General features: G+C 32.5%; 12 protein-coding genes. 7 read left to right on the top strand and 5 right to left on the bottom strand.

Annotation, left to right across the window (positions count from 1 at the left end):
• Positions 1-4: 4 nt before the first annotated feature.
• From PUH65_RS13680 to PUH65_RS13650, 7 genes are all read left to right on the top strand, one after another.
• Positions 5-355, top strand: a complete 351-nt coding sequence (locus tag PUH65_RS13680) for a hypothetical protein (RefSeq protein WP_305520757.1) — start codon at positions 5-7, stop codon at positions 353-355.
• Positions 355-2,343, top strand: coding sequence for a type IV secretion system DNA-binding domain-containing protein (locus PUH65_RS13675; protein ID WP_305520756.1), 1,989 nt, complete (start codon positions 355-357; stop codon positions 2,341-2,343). Before PUH65_RS13680 ends, PUH65_RS13675 begins: the two co-directional genes overlap by 1 nt.
• Complete coding sequence (locus tag PUH65_RS13670) at positions 2,324-3,193, top strand: M23 family metallopeptidase (protein WP_305520755.1); 870 nt, start codon at positions 2,324-2,326, stop codon at positions 3,191-3,193. The genes PUH65_RS13675 and PUH65_RS13670 overlap by 20 nt, the downstream gene beginning before the upstream one ends.
• On the top strand, positions 3,183-3,887 hold the full coding sequence (locus tag PUH65_RS13665) for a hypothetical protein (protein ID WP_305520754.1): 705 nt from the start codon (positions 3,183-3,185) through the stop codon (positions 3,885-3,887). Before PUH65_RS13670 ends, PUH65_RS13665 begins: the two co-directional genes overlap by 11 nt.
• Before the next feature lie 35 nt (positions 3,888-3,922).
• Positions 3,923-6,082: a JAB domain-containing protein gene (locus PUH65_RS13660; RefSeq protein ID WP_305520753.1), complete on the top strand. Its 2,160-nt coding sequence runs from the start codon at positions 3,923-3,925 to the stop codon at positions 6,080-6,082.
• 76 nt (positions 6,083-6,158) lie between these two features.
• Entirely contained in the window at positions 6,159-6,881 is a 723-nt protein-coding gene (locus PUH65_RS13655) for a hypothetical protein (protein ID WP_370692047.1), read from the top strand.
• Positions 6,881-12,526 carry a helicase-related protein gene (locus tag PUH65_RS13650; protein ID WP_305520752.1) on the top strand — a complete coding sequence of 1,882 codons (5,646 nt, stop codon included), beginning with the start codon at positions 6,881-6,883 and terminating at the stop codon, positions 12,524-12,526. Before PUH65_RS13655 ends, PUH65_RS13650 begins: the two co-directional genes overlap by 1 nt.
• A 42-nt stretch (positions 12,527-12,568) precedes the next feature.
• Here the strand turns inward: PUH65_RS13650 and PUH65_RS13645 are convergent, their stop codons facing one another.
• The 5 genes from PUH65_RS13645 to PUH65_RS13625 form a co-directional block, all read right to left on the bottom strand.
• Complete coding sequence (locus PUH65_RS13645; RefSeq protein WP_305520751.1) at positions 12,569-13,282, bottom strand: LytTR family DNA-binding domain-containing protein; 714 nt, start codon at positions 13,280-13,282, stop codon at positions 12,569-12,571.
• On the bottom strand, positions 13,279-14,133 hold the full coding sequence (locus PUH65_RS13640; RefSeq protein WP_305520750.1) for a sensor histidine kinase: 855 nt from the start codon (positions 14,131-14,133) through the stop codon (positions 13,279-13,281). Before PUH65_RS13640 ends, PUH65_RS13645 begins: the two co-directional genes overlap by 4 nt.
• 384 nt (positions 14,134-14,517) lie before the next feature.
• A complete protein-coding gene (locus tag PUH65_RS13635) occupies positions 14,518-15,255 on the bottom strand; it encodes a type II CAAX prenyl endopeptidase Rce1 family protein (RefSeq protein ID WP_305520749.1) in 738 nt (245 codons plus the stop codon).
• A gap of 257 nt (positions 15,256-15,512) precedes the next feature.
• Positions 15,513-17,156, bottom strand: a complete 1,644-nt coding sequence (locus PUH65_RS13630; protein ID WP_305520748.1) for an alpha/beta fold hydrolase — start codon at positions 17,154-17,156, stop codon at positions 15,513-15,515.
• Between the two features lie 84 nt (positions 17,157-17,240).
• Positions 17,241-18,599: an IS110 family transposase gene (locus PUH65_RS13625; RefSeq protein ID WP_305520747.1), complete on the bottom strand. Its 1,359-nt coding sequence runs from the start codon at positions 18,597-18,599 to the stop codon at positions 17,241-17,243.
• Between the last annotated feature and the right edge of the window lie 696 nt (positions 18,600-19,295).

Below are 19,295 nucleotides of genomic sequence, written 5' to 3'. Positions count from 1 at the left end.
ACCAATGGAAAATTTGTCACTTTTAATAGTTTCACTCATGTTATTTATAATCGCATATCAGGTTGTTTTTGTACTCACTCTTGATAAAAAGCGAAAAGGCCTCAATGACTATGAAAAACTATTAAATCTTAGAGATTGGTATCAGAAAATAGCTGATGAGGCATGTAGCTCCTACATTATTGACAGCGTTGAAAAAAGAGGTCATGAAGTAATTGCGCAATTCAATGCGTTGAATGCTAATCTTATTGAAATACAGAATCAGCATAGAAATTTGCAGGAACAGCAAAAGAAGCTACACAGTAGTTTACTTGAAGAACAAAAATTACTGAGTGAATATTTTGAAAATTACTCCTAATGCAAGAGCAACAAAACCAAATTAAGATCTACAGTTTTTTCCAAAAGATGGTTTATTTCATCGTTTTGCTGGACTGTGCTTCATTATTTTTTATCTCTGCAAAGATTCCTTTTGTCACTGATCTCCTCACAAAGTTTTCTACGATGGGTCTATTTTACCCACCTCTGAATGCAAAGATTTGCACAATAATTTTAATAGGACTGGTCGCGATAGGAACGAGAGCCAAGAAAAAAATTGATCTCAATATCGGGAAGCAAATTATTCTTCCAATAATAGTTGGTTTAGCCTTGATGTTCAGTTCACTGTTAATTGTTTCAGAGGCAGGGAACAATGCATTGCCGAAGATAATTCCGCCATTAAATCTTTATCAAATCATCTATACGTTTTTATCTTTTTTGGGAGCATTAGTGGCACAGGTTGGTGCGGATAATATTTCAAAATTAATGCAGCAGAAAATGGGCAAGGATCGATGGAATATAGAAGAAGAAAGTTTTGCGCAAAATCAGGAGTTGGTAAAAACAGATACGTCTGTGAATATTCCCTATTTGTTTAGATTCAATAAAAAGATTAATAAAGGATGGATTAATATAAACCCATTTAGGGGAACGATGGTCATTGGAACACCAGGTTCCGGAAAGTCCTTTGGGGTCATTAATCCCGCCATTCGCCAGATGATAGATAAAGGTTTTTGTCTTTGTATATATGATTTCAAATTCCCCGACCTAGCAAAGATCGCCTACTATCATTATTTATTGAAGAAAAACAGAGATACTGACTATCGACATGAATTTCATGTCATTAATTTAAATGAAGTGGAAAAATCAAAAAGAGTAAATCCATTTAAAAAAGAATACATACAAACATTAGCAGAAGCGCAGGAAATGGCAGAATCGATGGTTTCTTCTCTGCAAAAAGGAGGATCAAGTTCTGGTGGTGGGTCGGAAGCATTTTTCACTCAATCTGCCATCAATTTTCTCTCCTCCTGTATTTATTTCTTTGCACGATTTGAAAATGGTAAATATTCGGATTTGCCACACATTCTATCTTTTATGAACAGAAGTTATAGAGATATTTTTGATACCCTTTTTTCAAACGAAGAAATATATTCGTTGCTCTCCCCATTTAAAACAGCCTACGATAATAAAGCATTTGATCAGTTAGAAGGACAAGTCGGAACTTTAAAAATATTCCTTTCCAGATTGGCAACGAAAGAAAGTTTTTGGGTTTTTTCAGGTGATGAAGTAGAATTGAAAATTACAGATAAGGAGAATCCTTCAATCATAATACTTGCTTCAGATCCGGGAACACAAGATATTAATTCGGCACTTTATTCTTCAGTTCTAAACCGGACGTTAAGATTGATAAATTCCAAACATAATTTACCCGGTGGGATTATTGCGGACGAATTTCCTACGATCTACATTCACAAAATTGACAATGTAGTTGCAACAGCCAGAAGCAATAAAATTGCCGTGCTTTTGGGTCTTCAGGAAATTCCACAACTGCGACAATTCTATAAGAAGGAAGTTGCAGACACCATTTCAGCGATTGTTGGAAATATCATTTCAGGGTCTGCCAGAGATAAAAATACACTGGATTGGATGGAGAAGATGTTTGGAAAGATTAAGCAGAAATCTTACTCGCAGTCCATATCTCAAACTGGCACTTCTACAAGTATCAATGAAAAAATGGATTTTATGATTCCTGCAGGTAAAATCGCAGCACTTAAAACGGGAGAAATGGTCGGAATGATTGCCCAAGGCGAAGAAAATAACACGGACGAATATAAAACATCTGCTATAAGTGGGAAGATTAACCTTGACATGAAGGCCATTAAAAAGGAAGAAGATCACTATGTGGCGATGCCCGATTATTACTCATTCCTTGATAAGAAAGGAAATAACCGAAAGGAAGAAGTACTTATGACAAACTTCCGGAAAATAAATAAAGAAGTAGAATTAATTGTAAATGAAACTGCTAAAGATTAAAATTATGACTGGAACGTTAAAAATGACACTTCTGGTATTAAGCATCCTCTGCAGCCAATTGATGAATGCACAATTCAATACGTTAACGCGAACGCCAATTAAAAAAGAGCCAGTTGCACCTTTGGATTTGAAAATTCAAAAAGTTGAAAGTCAGAAGGAAGATCAAAGTATGAAGAAAAGGAGAGGGGTAAAACTATTTAGTTCTACTTCAAAAGCAGAACTGAAAAGAGAAATTGATTCTCTGAAATCTGCAATAATGAAAAATAATTCTCCAAAAATAAATAATAAAGATTTTGATTTTAAAAGGATTGAAGATTCATTAATTCTCATTTTGAAAGCAAACGCATCACTGAAAGAAAATTACAAATCTGTGAAGACCTTCAATTTTATAGATGACAGAGAAGTAAGCTTTACATCCAAGATTCATATGCCTGTAAAAAATGGAATAGCAATTACCTCTCCTTTTGGATCGCGAAATCATCCAATCTTTGGAATTGCGAAAATGCACAACGGCGCAGATTTGAAAGCAAATTACGAAAAGGTGTATTCTGTAATGGACGGCATTGTAACTGCTTCAGGTTGGGATTCCAAAGGTGGAGGAAATTATATAAAAATAAAACATTCTGATTCATTTGTCACTTCCTACCTGCATTTATCTGAAATCTATTATAGAGTAGGCGAATTTGTAAAGGCAGGATTTATAATTGCGAAAAGTGGTAATTCTGGAAATTCAACTGGTCCACATCTCCATTTTTCTGTAAGTGAAAATGGAAACTACATCAACCCAATTCATTTTTTAAATGATCTCATAAAAGCAAATAATTTAATAGCAACACACTATGGAAACTAACAATTTACCTACAGACGAATTAAAGAAATATGGAATTGTAGAACCTGACAATTCTTTTTCAAAAAAACTATCTGCTCAGGATATCCAGAAATTTCTGCAAGGTTACACTATCGTAGTCGATAATAAAAAGAACAGGGCAACATTTCAACTTGTTGAAAATAATAGCCGTTTAAACGTGATTTTTCTGGAAAGGGATAAAAATATTGCTACCATCTTGGCAAAAAGTAAAGAAAGGATAGAATATTCAGAAATAAAGGATCTGTCGAAAGGCGACAACCAATTAAATTTTGAAAAGAAAGCCTTTGTATATGACAAGAAAACCAATATTGTGGTAGAGTTTGATTTAGTGAAAAATGCACAGGAACTGACTGCGATTATAGAAGATAAAAAAGAGGTATCTGAAATGAACAGATATACAACAGAATTGCTAAAACTGAAAAGTTTTCTGCAGGATAAAATTGATCAGTTTCCAGAGATAGCAAAAGAAATAACCAACGATTTGAATATTGTATCAAAAGAAATCAGCAGCATCAACTCAATTGCTCAAAATCAAAATAATTCTACGAAACAAGAACAGTCAGAGGTTCAACTTACTGTAAATGATCCTGATTTATATCAAGATGCTAATCGGATCAAAGAGGAAAATCTTGACCAAAATGAGAATTTTGAAAAATCAAGAGGTTTCAGACGATAATCAGTTAAAAATCCCACCATTACTATAAACTGAATATGAATATAACATTAGAAATAGGTAAGTACAACGAACAAATTGAATCTGCGGGTTTTCAAAAAATGGAATTTTCTGATATTGATGAAGCGATTGCCAATCTGGAATTTATGAAAATGGGATTCAATTATTTTAAAACGGGGGAATCTTTGGTCGTGAGATTAGATGAAAGACAAAAGTCACATTTAATTGATTACGATGCAGTTATTCCGATCCAAGAAATTAGAAAAGAACTCGAAGATAAATACCATCCAAAATTAACTCGAAATGAAAAAGAAATCGAATCGATTACAGCAGAAGGAAAAACGAAAATATCAGCAAACTCAAACTTTACTTTTGAAGAAGATGAAACAACAAGGTATGCAAAGACATCGTCAGGTGAAAAATTACCCTTTAAATTGTTTAATCCCAATGAAACTGGTGCCGGATCCAATTTACTACGGGAACCGCAAGATTCTTTGCAATCCGACGATTTTGCATTAGTGGAAAGACGTTTCGCTGAAAACAAATCAATTCAGCTTTTTGGAAATGAAAAAATTGGTAGTATTGATGATGTTGCCTGGTTATTTAAAGCCCTAGAGGATGAAGCTGTAGAGCATGCCTTTTTAGTTTATGATTTTAAAGATAAAGGATATTTTGTTCAGCATATTTCCACCGGAACATTTGATGCGGCATTTGTAGATAACCGGCTTTTGATAGGAAATGTTCTTGAAGCAAACCCTTCAGCAATTACTTTGGTACATAATCATCCAAGCGGAAATTTGAAAGTTTCAAAAGCAGATGTGGATTGCATTATAAAGTTGAAGATGGCATTGGAAGATTCAGATATAAAGGTCAATAGTGGAGTCATTATCAATTTGAGAAGTGGAAAGTATGTCGTTTTTGACGAAAATGAAACCGCTCATATTTACATGAAATCTAATCCAGAATCTTTCAAAGAAATACAGCCCTATTCTTTTAGTAAACAGGTTCTGGTGGAAAATTATCAACCCGTTAAAATTACGAGTTCAACAGATATCGCAAAATTTATTACTTCTCAAAAATTTGGGATATCCGATAAGACGGAATTATTGGTACTCAACAATCAGTTGAATATCGTTGGGAAATTCATTATGCCTCCTGATAATCAACTTGATTTTATCATTGGAAAAGTTGCAAGGTTCGGTGGGTCAAAATGTATTTTATATGGTAATAATATCACTCCAGAGCAAGTCAATACCTACAATAAAAAACTTCATTTTTCCGGGATTGAAATTTTAGATGCAATTCGATTCAACAGTGGAAATGGACGAAAATTATATGAATCTTTTGCTGATAGTGGAGAGTTGAAAAGTCCAAAAGAAATGAATAGTGAAGTACGTGAATATTCAAATATTATTAATTACAAACAAAATCAAAAATCAAAAATTATGGAAACACAAAAAGAATTTAATCAAGAAGATTATTTAAGAAATCAAATGAAATACCTTGGTTTTGGTGAAGGTGAGAAACTTCACAAGGATTTAGAAACTGGACTTAATTCGGCAGAACAGCAATTTGAAATTAAAACCAGTTCAGACAAAGCATCAGCGGGTAATGAGGTGGATTTCACTTTAAAATTTAATAAAACAGAAAGTGGAGGAGTTTTTCTTAATTCCTACAAGGCTGTTTTGAACAACGATAAATCGGAAGAAATATCACAGAATTTCCCGGTAAACAGAGAGAACACATTTACTGCGAAGGAAGCAATTAATTTATTAGAAGGGAGAGCTGTAAAAATTGAATTTACTAATCCCAAAACGGAACAACTAGAACCGGCTTTTGTGAAACTGAACTTTGCGGAACCTAAAACCGAAAAAGGGAATTATAATTTTCAAAATTTCTACAAGAATTATGGAGTGGATACTAATCAAATTGTAGAGAAATCTAATTTGATTTTCGACAAGCCGGAGTACAGAGAAAGCACGATCAAATCTCTGGAAAAAGGAAATGTGGTCAAAGTTAAATTTGAAATCGACGACCAAGTTGTTGAAGGAAAAGCAGTTCTCAATCCGCAATACAAAAACTTGAGTATTTATGATCAGGATATGAACCGAATTAATACCAATAAGCCTTTAGAAGGTCTGGACAATGACAATAAGCACGATAAAAGTAACGTCAAGGAACAGAGTATTAAAAGATAAAAACGTCAATCAATAAATTTTAAAAACGGTTGATTGACTATAATTAACCGTTTTTTCTCTTTTAAAAGTAAAGAATATGGTACAAGAAAATTGGAATTTTAGTAGAAATAAATTCATGTTCCGGAGCGAATCTGTATTACTACCGGCAATATTTTTATTATTGACAACGTACTCGTGTAAAAAAGAAATTAGGCCTGATAAAGGAGGAATAGATCTTATCTCGAATGTTTATTTAAATGCCTCAAAAGGATTGGATAAAGTGCAGAATTTTCACATCTCAAGAATGAATTACTCTGATTCTTATCTGTTAGAGTTAATACCGGATTTGAATTTTCCAGAGGTAACTGATAAAATTTACTATATCAAGGATTCAATTTATTTTAAAGTTGGAATGGAGAATAGTGGCAGTGAAATTCTTTCAGATCTTTCAAAACATCAAAAGTCAGTTTTAGTTTCTAAAAAGAAAGAAGGTGCACTTTTCTCTGACGAGTGGATTCCAAATTACCTCCATCGAAAAAACATTAGCGACACCGTGCTTTTCAATAAAAATTATAAACGCTTCGAAATAAATTCTGCAAAAAGTTTTTCACGCTTTTACATTTATCCAACCGACACCATTTTGCCTTATTCAATTTATAAACATGCAGAGATTGATTATGGAGGAAGACTTGAAAGAATTGATTCTTACAATAAAGACAAAGATATTTTCGTGACGCTTCAATTGTTGCCCAGAAAGGATTGGGACGATGAAGCCAAAGAAATATTTGAATTTAATGAATTTGTAAAAAAGAAAAAATAATGCGTGAAGATTCATTCTACTATTCTAATTCTGAAATTGAAACTATTTCTAAAGGTCTTTCCCTACTTGATTATTTTCTTTATCTCGAGAAGAAAGGTGAATTGAACTTCGACCGTAAAATCGGAAGCGAGTATTATTTTAAAACAGACCATAATAAATTTTCAGTTTCAGACCATGGCTATTATGATTTTAAAACTGGTGAAGGTGGTCAAATTATAAAAGCAGTAATGGAATTCGAAAATGTAGATTGGAGAAATGCCCTGGAATTTGTTAAAAACTTTAATCAAAATTTTATGCTGTACGATAATAGTATTAAAAATCAACAAACAAATTTGTTGCAAAATGAGCGTAAGTCAGCAACTTTTCAGATTACAAATTCACTAATACCCAATAACGAAAAATTGATATCCTATTTTGAGGCTCGCGGTATATCAAAACAGATTTTAGTTGATCACACCAGGCAAATTCACTACGAACTTGCAGGGAAAAATTACTTCGGAATCGGAATCGAAAATATATCTGGCGGGTTTGAAATTCGAAACTCATTTATGAAATCGAAGGTTGGGGAAAATAATATTTCAGAAATAATTGGTGAAAAAAATGAGGTGATCGTTTTTGAAGGAATGACCGATATGTTATCCTTTGCACAACTTCTAAAAATTAATAATCAAAAAAATAACAGAACCCTCATCACCCTTAATTCTATCACAAATCTTGACAAATTTTTAAATAAATATTCGGATTACAATGGTAAAATATTTTTATGTCTGGACGGCGATAAGGCCGGAAACGAAGCGACCAGAAAAATTTTAGACTCGTTCACTACCAGTAGTATTAAAGACATTCGCGCCTTGTATAATATTTCAGAAAAGGGGCACAATGACCTGAATGAGTATTTGCAACATAAACTAAAACTTCAAAATAAAAATGGTAATTTAGTAGAAGCAAATACAGTCGAAAATGAAAACTTTAGAATCCAAATCAATGGAAACAGTAGTGGAGAATTTAGCAAAACTCTCGAATCCAAACAAAAAAGAGATATCTCAAGCGGACACAAATTGGGCAGCGAAAATGCTGGAGATAGATTTGCAGAATCAAAGCGGATCAATTTCTCAGATAGAACAGTCGCAAAATCTATTAGAAATGCACAACAAGAAAATGCTTCAAAAAATGAAAGCGGAGAAACTATCCTGGACGGAAAAATAATTTCAACTTCCGCAGAGTTAATAGAATTAAACAGCTTAATAGAAAAATATAAGGGTCAAAAATTGACCAATCGACAAGTCGCAGAAATAGTTTCTGCGGCTTGTTTTGTTTCAGAAACTGGCAAAATATTAATTAGGGAAAATGTTACCATTACCAATGAACTGAAAGATATTTGTAACCAATTTAAAAGCGGTGGAACTGCAAAAGAAGGACGCGGAATTCTTGATGAATATTACACAGATCACAAAATTGTCGATGCAGTTCGTAATTTAATATCCGAACAATTTAAAAATAAGAAGGAAATATCAGTTTTAGAACCAAGTGTTGGAACAGGTAATTTCATCAATGCTGTTGCTGAGTTAGGCATCAAAGCAGATGTAAAAGGATTTGAAATAAATCCAACCACGGCAAAAATAGCGAAGATCTTTTATCCGGAAGCAGAAATCAATCTTCGGTCTTTTGAAACGGAATTTATTGACGAAAAGGGCATCAAGAAAAATACAAAAGATTTTTCTGAAAAATATGATCTGGTAATTGGAAATCCGCCTTATGGTGAGCATAGAGGTTTATACAAAGGTTTAGGTGAAGAAAGAAAAATTTCCAAATACGAGGATTATTTTATAAAGCGTGGTATAGATTCTTTAAAACAGGCTGGAATTTTAGCGATGGTTGTCCCTTCAAGTTGGTTAAACCACCAGAAAAAGTTGAACTATGCTGAATTGTTAAGTGCTTACCGTTTGCCAAATGGTGCTTTTGCGGGAACACAAATCGGCACGGACATTATAATTCTTAAAAAAGATAAAAATTCTATCAATCAAAATATTTCTGATTATTTTGATAGAAATCCACAAAATATCTTAGGAGAAATTAGAGAAAAAACCAATCGCTTTGGACGTTTGGAGTTTTACGTGCATGGCAATTTAGATGAAGCAATCACCTTACTTAATAATCTTCGAAATAAAAAAGAAACGGTAAGAATTGGCAATCTTTTCGAGGATCTGGAAATCAATGACCAGGATTTTGACAAGATCGTTCCGCTAAAGAATATAATTCCTGAAAGTTCACAAAAAGATATTCGTCAGAAATCTAAAATTGAAAATGAAACGCTTAGAAAATCGGTTTTAGAAAATTTAGAGAAAGTCCTATTAATATTAAATACCGTCAAGTTTAAATCTCCTTCAATTCTTGCACAAATTGAAAAATTCGCAAAGTCGAAAGGTCAAATATCTGATAAACAGGAGAACATTTCTAATATACAGTTAAGAGATCTGTTAAAGAAAGCAGATAAAATACTTCAGTCGGGGAACATTAAAAATTTTGAATATGAAATTCAGTCACAGCCAGTAATTAAAAAAGGTATTTTGAAATACCAATTTGCGAAAGAAGATCGTGTTGTCAATGCATCACTGCAGAATAGTTCGGACATTACTGAGGAACAAATAGCAGCATTTAAAGCCACTTCCTATGACGGAACGATTCCTAATCACTCCAGACATTTTGCTTACGCCAACTATCAAAACGGAAAATATGTTCACGATTTTTATTATGCAGAAGGAAATATTTATGAGAAATTAGATCAACTGGAAAAGGATTTTAAAGAAGATTGGGGAATTTTGGGATTGGAAAAGAAATATTATGAAAAGCAGAAGACTCTTTTATTAAATGTACTGCCCAAACTAAAAACATTAGATGAAATTTCTATCAATCCCAACCACGAATTCGTGCATAAATTTAGATTAGGTACTATAGAAAAAGAACAGTATAATTACGAAAAAAGAGGGACCGAAACGGTAATTGTTGAATATAATCTTGCAGAAAAATTCAAAGATTTTGTCAGTAATTTACCGAGCGAGGCTTTTGGAGGTTCATCTTCGTGGGAAGTTCGAAGTTTTGTAGATAACGAAACCGTAACTGGAAGTGACAAAGAAAGAAACGCTCTAATTCGTGAAAGGAGAAAAATGGCAGCAAATGATTTGTTCTCCAAGTTTATCAGAGAGGAATTGTCTGATGATCTAAGAGATCGATTCGTAAAGGAATTTAATCGAAACTATAATCATATTTACGTTCCGGATTATTTAAAATTTCCACTTTTCTCAAAAATCTATCAAAACTTTAAAGGAACAGAACTTCGATTAACAGAAGTTCAGAAGTCTGGCATTGCTCGGCAGACGACAAAAGGAGTAGGGCTTTTGGCGCATGAAGTGGGTTTCGGAAAAACATTATCCGGAATTCTATCCTTACATGAAGCAATGCACAGAGGAAATTCAATAAAACCATTGATCGTAGTTCCTAATGACAGTATTTTGAAACAATGGGTAGAAACAATATTTGAAACCATTCCCAATGCTAGAGTTAATGTTTTAGGTAATCTTGGAAGAGATTATGACCTATCAAAGTTTGATAATAAAAACGGTGAGATCACAATTGTTACTTATGAAGGGTTTAATAATATCGGTTTCTCCAATGAAATTACTGAAGAGTTGTCTTCAAAATTCAATTACATTTCTGCTAATGAACTGAAAAGTATTACCAACACAGAAAGGGATTTACAGATTGAACTCCAGAAAGAAAAAGAAGTTGAAGGCAAAATGAAACGCGGCAAAATTTACGATTGGGAAGATTTTGGTTTTGACCATTTAACGTACGACGAAGTTCACAATGCCAATCATATTGTAGGAAAAGTAAAAATTGAAGACCGTAGGTTTTCATCAGATTTCAGAAATCAAAATCAACAGACTTCTAAATTAGGAATCAATACTTGGATGGCAGCACAATATATTCAGGATAGACAAAACGGTAGAAATGTAACGCTTCTTTCAGCCACACCTTTCACTAACAAACCGTTGGAGTATTATTCCATATTATCATTAATAGCCAACAAAAGATTGGAAGATTCGGGATATTTTAACGTGAATACATTCTTCGAAACTTTTATGGAAGCGGATAATGATATGGAGATTGATGCTAAAGGCGATGTGAAATTCAAACCAAATGTGCGACGATTTAAAAACAATCAGTTATTTCAGCAATTGCTTTCGGAATTCATTGATATAAAAGGAGGGGAGGATAATCTGGAATTAATTCGTCCGACCAAAATTAATAAAGAATATAAAATTGAGCAAAATGACTTAACGAAAGAGCAATATGAATTATTGACTCAAAATTTTAATAACACAGAAAAGGGAGCGATATTAACGCATATTCTCAACGCCAGATTGATCGCATTTTCTCCTTACCTATCAATTTATTATGACGGAGAAGAACCACCTTTGTCTGAATTTATTGAAAACTCTCCGAAATTAAAAGAAACAATGAACCTAATTCGGCAAAATAAAAATGACCTTCCAGATTCTGGACAGATTATTTATTCTGAATTAGCCGTTGCACAATTTCCAAAGTTGAAAGAATATTTAATAAAAGAATTGAATTATAACCCTGACGAAGTAGGAATCATTACAGGAAATACTCCCAAAAAACACCGTGTTGCGATTCAGGATGATTTCAATTCTGGTAAAATAAAAATAGTAATTGGTAGTGAAGCCATTCAGGAAGGGATGAATTTGCAGGAAAACACGACCGATGTGTATTTGTTAACATTGCCCTACAATTTTACTTCTTTGCGCCAAGTTGAAGGGAGAGCATGGCGACAGGGAAACAAAAATGAAAACGTGCGCATCAATTTTATGCTGACCAATGATAGTATTGATGTTTTCATGTTGCAAAAATTGCAGGCTAAACAAGCGAGATATTTGGAAGCAATGAAAAGAGGTGCAGATGTTTTAGACATCTCGGATATAAGCACTCAAGAATTGAAAACTTCCATCATCACCAATCCTGAAACAAGAGCAAAAATTGAAATTGAGTTGCTGAAAAAAAAATTAGAGAGTGAGAAAAATAAATTTCTTGCTGACAGTGCTTTCGTTTTGCGTAAATATGAGGAATATACAAAAGTACAGTCTGAAGTTCATAAAGCGCAAAATGCTTATCAGAGGATTTTAGAATATTCAAAAAATAGCGATGACGTAAATGCAACTTATTGGGAAACACAACTGGTGTCTTACCAAAAAAGTATAAATTTAGCCAACGCAGAAGTTCATAAGACGATTTTAAAATTATCTGAGAAAGGAGTGAATGTAACGGAGATAGAAAAGCAACATAAAGTAACTGCAGAGAATATTTCTACAATTGAGGCGAAATTAGAAGCATTGCCCTTAATAGAAATTGATTTAATTGAAAAATATGAAAAAGAAAAAAAAGTGCGACGGAAACTGAATGAGGATATAGATTATGTGAAAGATAGAAACCTTGAAAATGAAAATTTGTTTAAAATCAAATTTATTGATAATATAATAGGTAACCCTAAACATGAGAAGGTATTAACTGACATAAAATTAGGCATTTCCAATAATGAGAAAAATAGGTTTTTTGTTAGAAGGTAATAGGTTGGTATAATTCATTTTTCCGTTATGATCATATATAATTCACTTTTCCCTATATCCTAACAGTGAAAACAATTCTCCCTTTTTATCAGGAGAGATCGTTATTTTTTTACCAGAATTTAATTCCACAACATTACCCTTTACACTTCTAACTGTTTCTAAATTAATAATAAATGATCGTTGAACTTTTAAAAATTTTGGACGATTTAAAATTGCTTCCATTGATTTTAAAGTCATTTGAGTCATATAAACTTCATCAGAAATCACAACATTTATATAATCACCTTGAGCTTCTACAAACTCAATCTCGTCTTTTAAGATCTTTATCAGTTTTCCATCTGATTTTATAAATAAACGGTCAGAATTAATTTGAGTCTTAGATGAAACTCGTTTTAATTCAATATAATTTTTTGCTTTATTTACTGATTTTAAAAATCTTTCGAAACGAACAGGTTTAACCAAATAATCGGTAACACCATTTTCAAAACCATCAATTGCAAAGTCGCGATGAGCGGTAATAAAAATGATCACTGGAGGATTTGAAAGAGATTCTACTAATTCTATCCCATTAATCTTTGGCATTTGAATATCACTTAAAACAATATCTATTTCGTTATCTTGTATATATAATAGCGCTTCCAGAGAATCACCGAAAGAATTAATAAGTCGCAGAAAAGGAATGTCTCTCACAAAAGTTTCAATAACTTCTCTTGCCAGTGGTTCGTCGTCAATAATAATACAACTTAGCGGCTTCATTGGTTTTCTAGATTTATTTTTAAAATAACTTCAAATTTATAATCATCATTCTTTATTTGCAATTCATATTGACCAGGATACAAAAGTTGAAGACGTTTCCTTATATTTTCTATTCCAATACCGCCTACTTTATCAGTTTTAAGAACTTGCTCAAAATCATTTATTAAGCTAAACTCAAATATACGGTTATGAATATTAATATGCATTTTAAGATACGGTTTATGGTTGCTTTTTAATCCATATTTAAAAGCATTTTCAATAAATATAAATGTCAGTAAGGGAGCAATCTTCAGTGATTTAAAATGAGCTTCACCTTCAATTTCGTACTGAATTTCACTTCCTTTTGGATATCTCATTTTTTCAAGTTCGAAATAGTTTTTTAAAAACGCGAATTCCTTTTCTACTGACACCTTGTCACTGTTACTTTCATACAAGGTATAACTCATTATTTCTGAAAGATTTAGGATTACTTCTGGAAGCATATGATCTTTTTTAAGGGCCAAACTATAAAGATTATTTAAGGTATTAAAAAGAAAATGTGGATTAAGTTGTGACTTTAAAAAGTCTCTCTCAATATTAATATTTTCAATTTCTAATGCTGATTTTTCACTTTGGATCTTTAAATTTTTCCTATAAAGTTTAGATATTTCGTAGAGGATTTTAATAAAGAAAAAGGGAGACAAAAGTGAAATGATGATGATCGTTTGAGATAACATTCTTTTTAGAGAAATAGTCTGAAAAATCGTTTGTGCAGCAGCATTCGAAATTGCCCCTTTCAATTCACCGTTTTGAATTTCAAATCCCAATTGATGATAAAGCAAAGAAAAGGCGTACGTTAGAAGTGTCCACATAAATATACAAAATGGCAGACTAAAAATAAACAAGCCAATGCTTTGCAGCCTTTTACCCGAAATAATTTTCGGTAAAAGGAAGTAGAAGAAAAGATAAAAGACCGACGCATTAACTAACGCCATTCTTAATGTCAAGATAAATGAATTGAAATTCGACAAGTGATAAGCAAGTTTGTAACTCAAAAATAAAAGAATTGAAAAGCTTATCCACATCAAGAAGTGTAGGAAAATTCGATTTTGTTGAGTAAAAAAATGATCAAAATCAAATCTAATAATTTTATTGATGAAGTAACTTGAAGGGATATTTGTATTTTGCATTTAATGAGCATTAATATGAAAAGCAACCTCAAAGATAGTTTTTAAAGTTGCTTTTTAAAAGTGATTCTATAGTATTCTGATAATGGCGTTAAGGATATTAATAACATTATGACCAAGCACGGGATAGATAAGATTTCCCGAAAATTTCCTCAACAGTCCTAAACTTAGAGATGAAATTAAGGTTAGATAAATGATAGTAATAATATCAAATTTGAATTCGTAATCTGCTGTCAACGCCATGCCATGTGCCACACCAAAAAGAATGGTCACAATAATGAAACCCCAGCCAAATTTTATTCCTTTAACATTCCATTTTGGTGGAGAAACCTTGTCTAACATCCAAAGTTGAATTCCTCTGTAAGCAATCTCCTCTGTTAAACCGGGAAGAGTTGCTTGGAATGCAAAGGTTTCGATGTCGAAAAATCCTCCTTTCGGAAAAAGAATTAATTTAAATATAATATCGAAAACCAAGAATCCTAGGAATATTAAAACTCCTAATTTTAGATGTTTCTTATTATTAGTGTTGGTAGTAAAACCGATCTCTTCCCGATCTGTTTTATTGATAGTGAAAATGATAATCAGCGATAACAGAAGACTCAAAAATTTACTGAGCCAGGCGAATTTTAATCCTATAAATTCCAAACTGAAGAAGTGATGACTTAAAAATTGCAAATAACTATCAGCAAGAAAATAGAGAATAAAAAAAAATAAAAATTTTAAATTTCCTTTTTTAGCGTTAATCAAAGCAATAATGACCAAAGGTGTGATCGCTAAGATCCAGATGAGGGGTGTTAATAATGACATATCTTTTAATTTTTATCAAAAATACTCTGTCATCACTTCTTCTAAAAAGTTTACCGACGAAAAGTGGTAAATCACCGACGAAAATATTTTCTTTAAAAATAAATTGGAAAGTCAAAAAATTGGATGTTTTGCCGCTTTGCGATGGTGCGGCTTAATATTCCAAATCTATCTATTATAAACTAAACTTCGGAATATCTAAAATCTTTAAATGAGCGAAAATTCTGCACTATTGCAAAACCGCTGTTATCTGATGTTTTTCACTTTTTTAAGAAATCCAATATCTTTTTATTTAGAATTTTAGGTTGCTCGAAAGGAATATTATGTGTGCTGTTCTCAATTATTTCTAATTTTGCATTATCAATCCTTTCTGCGATTTGCGCAGTGTGTTCTTGTTTTATATCATCTTCGTCACCTGCAACAATTAATACTGGATTTTTAATTTTTCTTAAATCATCAATTGTAATGTTTGGATAGTTGATCATTAAATTTAATCTTCTTTTTTCCCTTTCATCATTGGAATTCTCATAGCCTTGCTTGATTGATTGCAATAGTGCATCTTTCACGCCTTCAGGATTTGTATTTGCGCCAATTGTAACTAATTTATTGACGAGATTAGGATTTTTGGAATTGAATATTAAACCTGTAATTCCACCGTCGCTCCAACCAATAATATTAACTTTTTGTAATTTTAACCTCTTAACAATTTGCTGCAAGTCATCTGACAATTTCTCATAGCCATAATCGTTTTTGGCAAAGTCCAAACTTTTACCTTGTCCTCTAGTATCTATAGCAATAACACGGAATTGTTTAGAAAAAAATGAAATTTGATTATAAAAATCTGATATTAATCCATTGTTTCCTTCTAACAAAATTAATGGTTCACCGCTCCCGTATTCTTCAAAATAAATTTTAGCGTCCTCAAGATCAATGTATTTTCCATTAGGGTTTTTACCATAAATTGTTTTTAAGCCTTCTTCTCTGCCTTTATAAAAACTAATTAGTTCTTTTTCAATATGATTTTCTGTTGGCTCATCATTCATTATTTTATGATCAATATTTGTTTTTCCTTTCTTGTCATAACCGACATTTATATTTGTAAGAAATGTACCTTCACTTTTTTTCCATTGGGATTGGCTCTGAAATCTGAACATCAAATTTTTTGAAAGAGACTTTTTAGCAGAAATTCCAAATACAAAATCGGTGTCTTTTAAAGGGGTGTAATCTACCAATTGTAAAGTTATTGCAATTTCATCTAAGTTATTGAATATCAATTTATATTTTGATAAATCAATGATTTGCCAACCTGTTGATGAAGTTTTAAAAATTATATTCTCATTCAAAATTGATTCATCTGGCAATGAGTTTTTTACGCTATAGATATTTAGTTTTAAAGTTATTTGTTCATACTTCGAACTTGGTATTATGTGGAAACTGAAATAATTTAATTTTGTTTTTTTATAAATTTCAAAAATATTTCCCTGTTCAATGGTTGGTACATTCTTATCAAACATTTTTGAAAAAGTTATAATGGGACGGGATTTCTGACCAATCGTTTTTTCTTTTAATTTTTTTGCCGTTAAAATAACTTCTTTAATATTCTCAGTTTTAAATTTTAGAATAACGTTCGGATTTGCTTTTAACTCTAACAAATTAAAACTTTGCTCCAAATAACCTTCTGCATTAATGATAACATTTTTATTTTGAAATTCATTTGGAATAATTATTTTGTAAAATCCTTTTTCATCTGTAATTGTACCTACATTTGTATCTTTAATTCCAATAGCACAATACGATAAAGTTTTATTTTCCTCGTTTTTTATGACCCCCTGAATAATGGTTTGAGATTTAGCTAAAAAGAAAGATAATAATAAGAAGAAAATAAATTGCATTTTTAGTTTCATAAAAATAGTGGAATTTTGAAAATACTAAATAAAAAAATTAATTGTCTTAAAATTCTGACTAACGTTTTTCTTTCTTTCTTACAATCAGCTAGTTGCGAAACTGACATCTTCATTAGTCAGACCAAATTTAGTGATTTGCTTTTGAATCCTTTTTACTAAACCTAGCTTTCTTTTTTCGTCCAAAAATAAGTAACCTTCATGATTGACGTAGGATTGATTTTTAACGACCATATTCCAAATGATGATTGCTAATTTCCTTGCAGTTGCTGAGATTGCAGACACTCTGCCTTTTCTAAAATTGATTCGCTTGATAAAATCCGATAATGGTGTCGAATCCTTTAAATTACCAATCGCATTTGCTGCATTTCTTAAGGCGATTTTTAAACGGTTACTTCCTTTTGGGATTCTATTGGACAGTATTTTACCTCCGCTTATTTTATTGTTTGGAGTCAATCTTAGCCAACTTGCAAAGTGTTTTGCCGTCGGGAATTTCTTGATGCCTTCCAATCCAACTTCACTCATTATAGAAAGTACGGTTGAATAGGAAACTCCTTCTATTGCCAGTAAATCTACGCCTTCAAAATATTGATAGGCCATTAAATTTAAGTCGATATTCTTAGGAGTATTCTTATTGATTTTTTTGTGCTTTTTAGGTTCTATGTGGTGTTCTTTTTTATTGTTGTCTTGATCAATTGTTGTATTTAATATTTTCTCAATTTCTACATCGCATTGTGCAATTTTACTTTGCAAGACTTCATACATTTCAAGCTCTTGATTCAGGGCAAATAAATAATCTTCTCTTCCATTGGTATGAAGTGCTTTTGCAATTTCTTTTTCGGTTTTTCTACAATTACCGTGTCTTAATTCTGCTAATTTTAAGGCATCTGTTTCTCCGTTGCAAATTGCATGAATAATGAGAAGTCCGGTTAAACCACAAATGTCATTTACCACCACATCCAATCGGAGGTTGAGTAGGCGTAAGTATTTTTGCATTTTTTTAGAAGTGCTGGCTGCAGAATCTAATAAGTTTGCTCGATGACGACAATAGGTACGGAGTTTTTCGGTAGTTTCATCGGGCAGAAAACTACCTGTTAACAATCCAATACTGTGTAGTTTTTGAATCCATTGACAGTCTTGAACGTCTGTTTTTCTGCCTTTTATGTTTTTAGTAAATTTACCATTACATAAAATAACCTGGAATCCATCAGCCAATAAGATAGCATAAAGTGCTTGCCAATAGGTTCCTGTGCTTTCCATTGCAACTGTTTGAATGTTCTTATCTTTCAACCAATTTGACAAATTTTTCAAGTCCTCATTGAAAACACCAAACTCTTTAATATCTTCCTCTTTTTGGCCAACCGCAACCCAGTGTGAGCGACTTCCAATATCAATTCCTGCTGCATTTGAATTGACAATTTCCATTGAAATTTTGTTCTCATTCATATTTTCAAAAATTAATGATTAAAAATACTCTAAGGAGATGTTCTTTAGGCTAAAAAAAATATTCTGAACGGGGTTCTGATCAATCAGACCGCCACTGAAGTCATCACATACATCTCAACCAGGATTGCACCCGTGCTATTACGCAACAGTTTTAAAATCGGCCTTGCAAAGAGCATAATAAAATTAGAAAATATTTCTCATAACTACCAAACGTTAGCTTGAGAAGTCAATTCGGTGGTATAGGGGGGATTGCCGATAACGGTTGGGTATTTCTGCAGGCGGGATAAAAATACGAAAACTTTCTACTTGCTAAAAACTTAATTAATCACTAAAATCTTCGATGATAACTTCATACCCGCTTGAAGAAATACTTTGTGTGTGCCCAGCATGGGCATCTTTCTCTTACGAAAGTAGGAAATTAATCTAGAGGGTGCAAGTCCCTTATGGGCGAGGGTAACGCCTTGAACCATTAGTAAGTCGCAAGGGTGGTAACCGTGAGGTTACATCTGAAGGAAGCGAGACTACAAAACTCGGTACTGACGAACAGGAACCGTATAAGAGGCATTTATGCATGGGTAAGCAAGCACATCATTGTAACGCCCTAAGATTACAAAAGTGCATAAATGTAGATACGGCAGGAATTGAGTGAAAGAAGATGCCATTACCTGGGGAGATCTTCGGAGCCACGAGTTGGTA

Origin of the sequence: Kaistella sp. SH40-3 (assembly GCF_030686865.1) — a bacterium.
Taxonomy (GTDB): domain Bacteria; phylum Bacteroidota; class Bacteroidia; order Flavobacteriales; family Weeksellaceae; genus Kaistella.
Note: the sequence above shows the minus strand (reverse complement) of the source record. Positions and strands in the feature narration are given on the sequence as shown.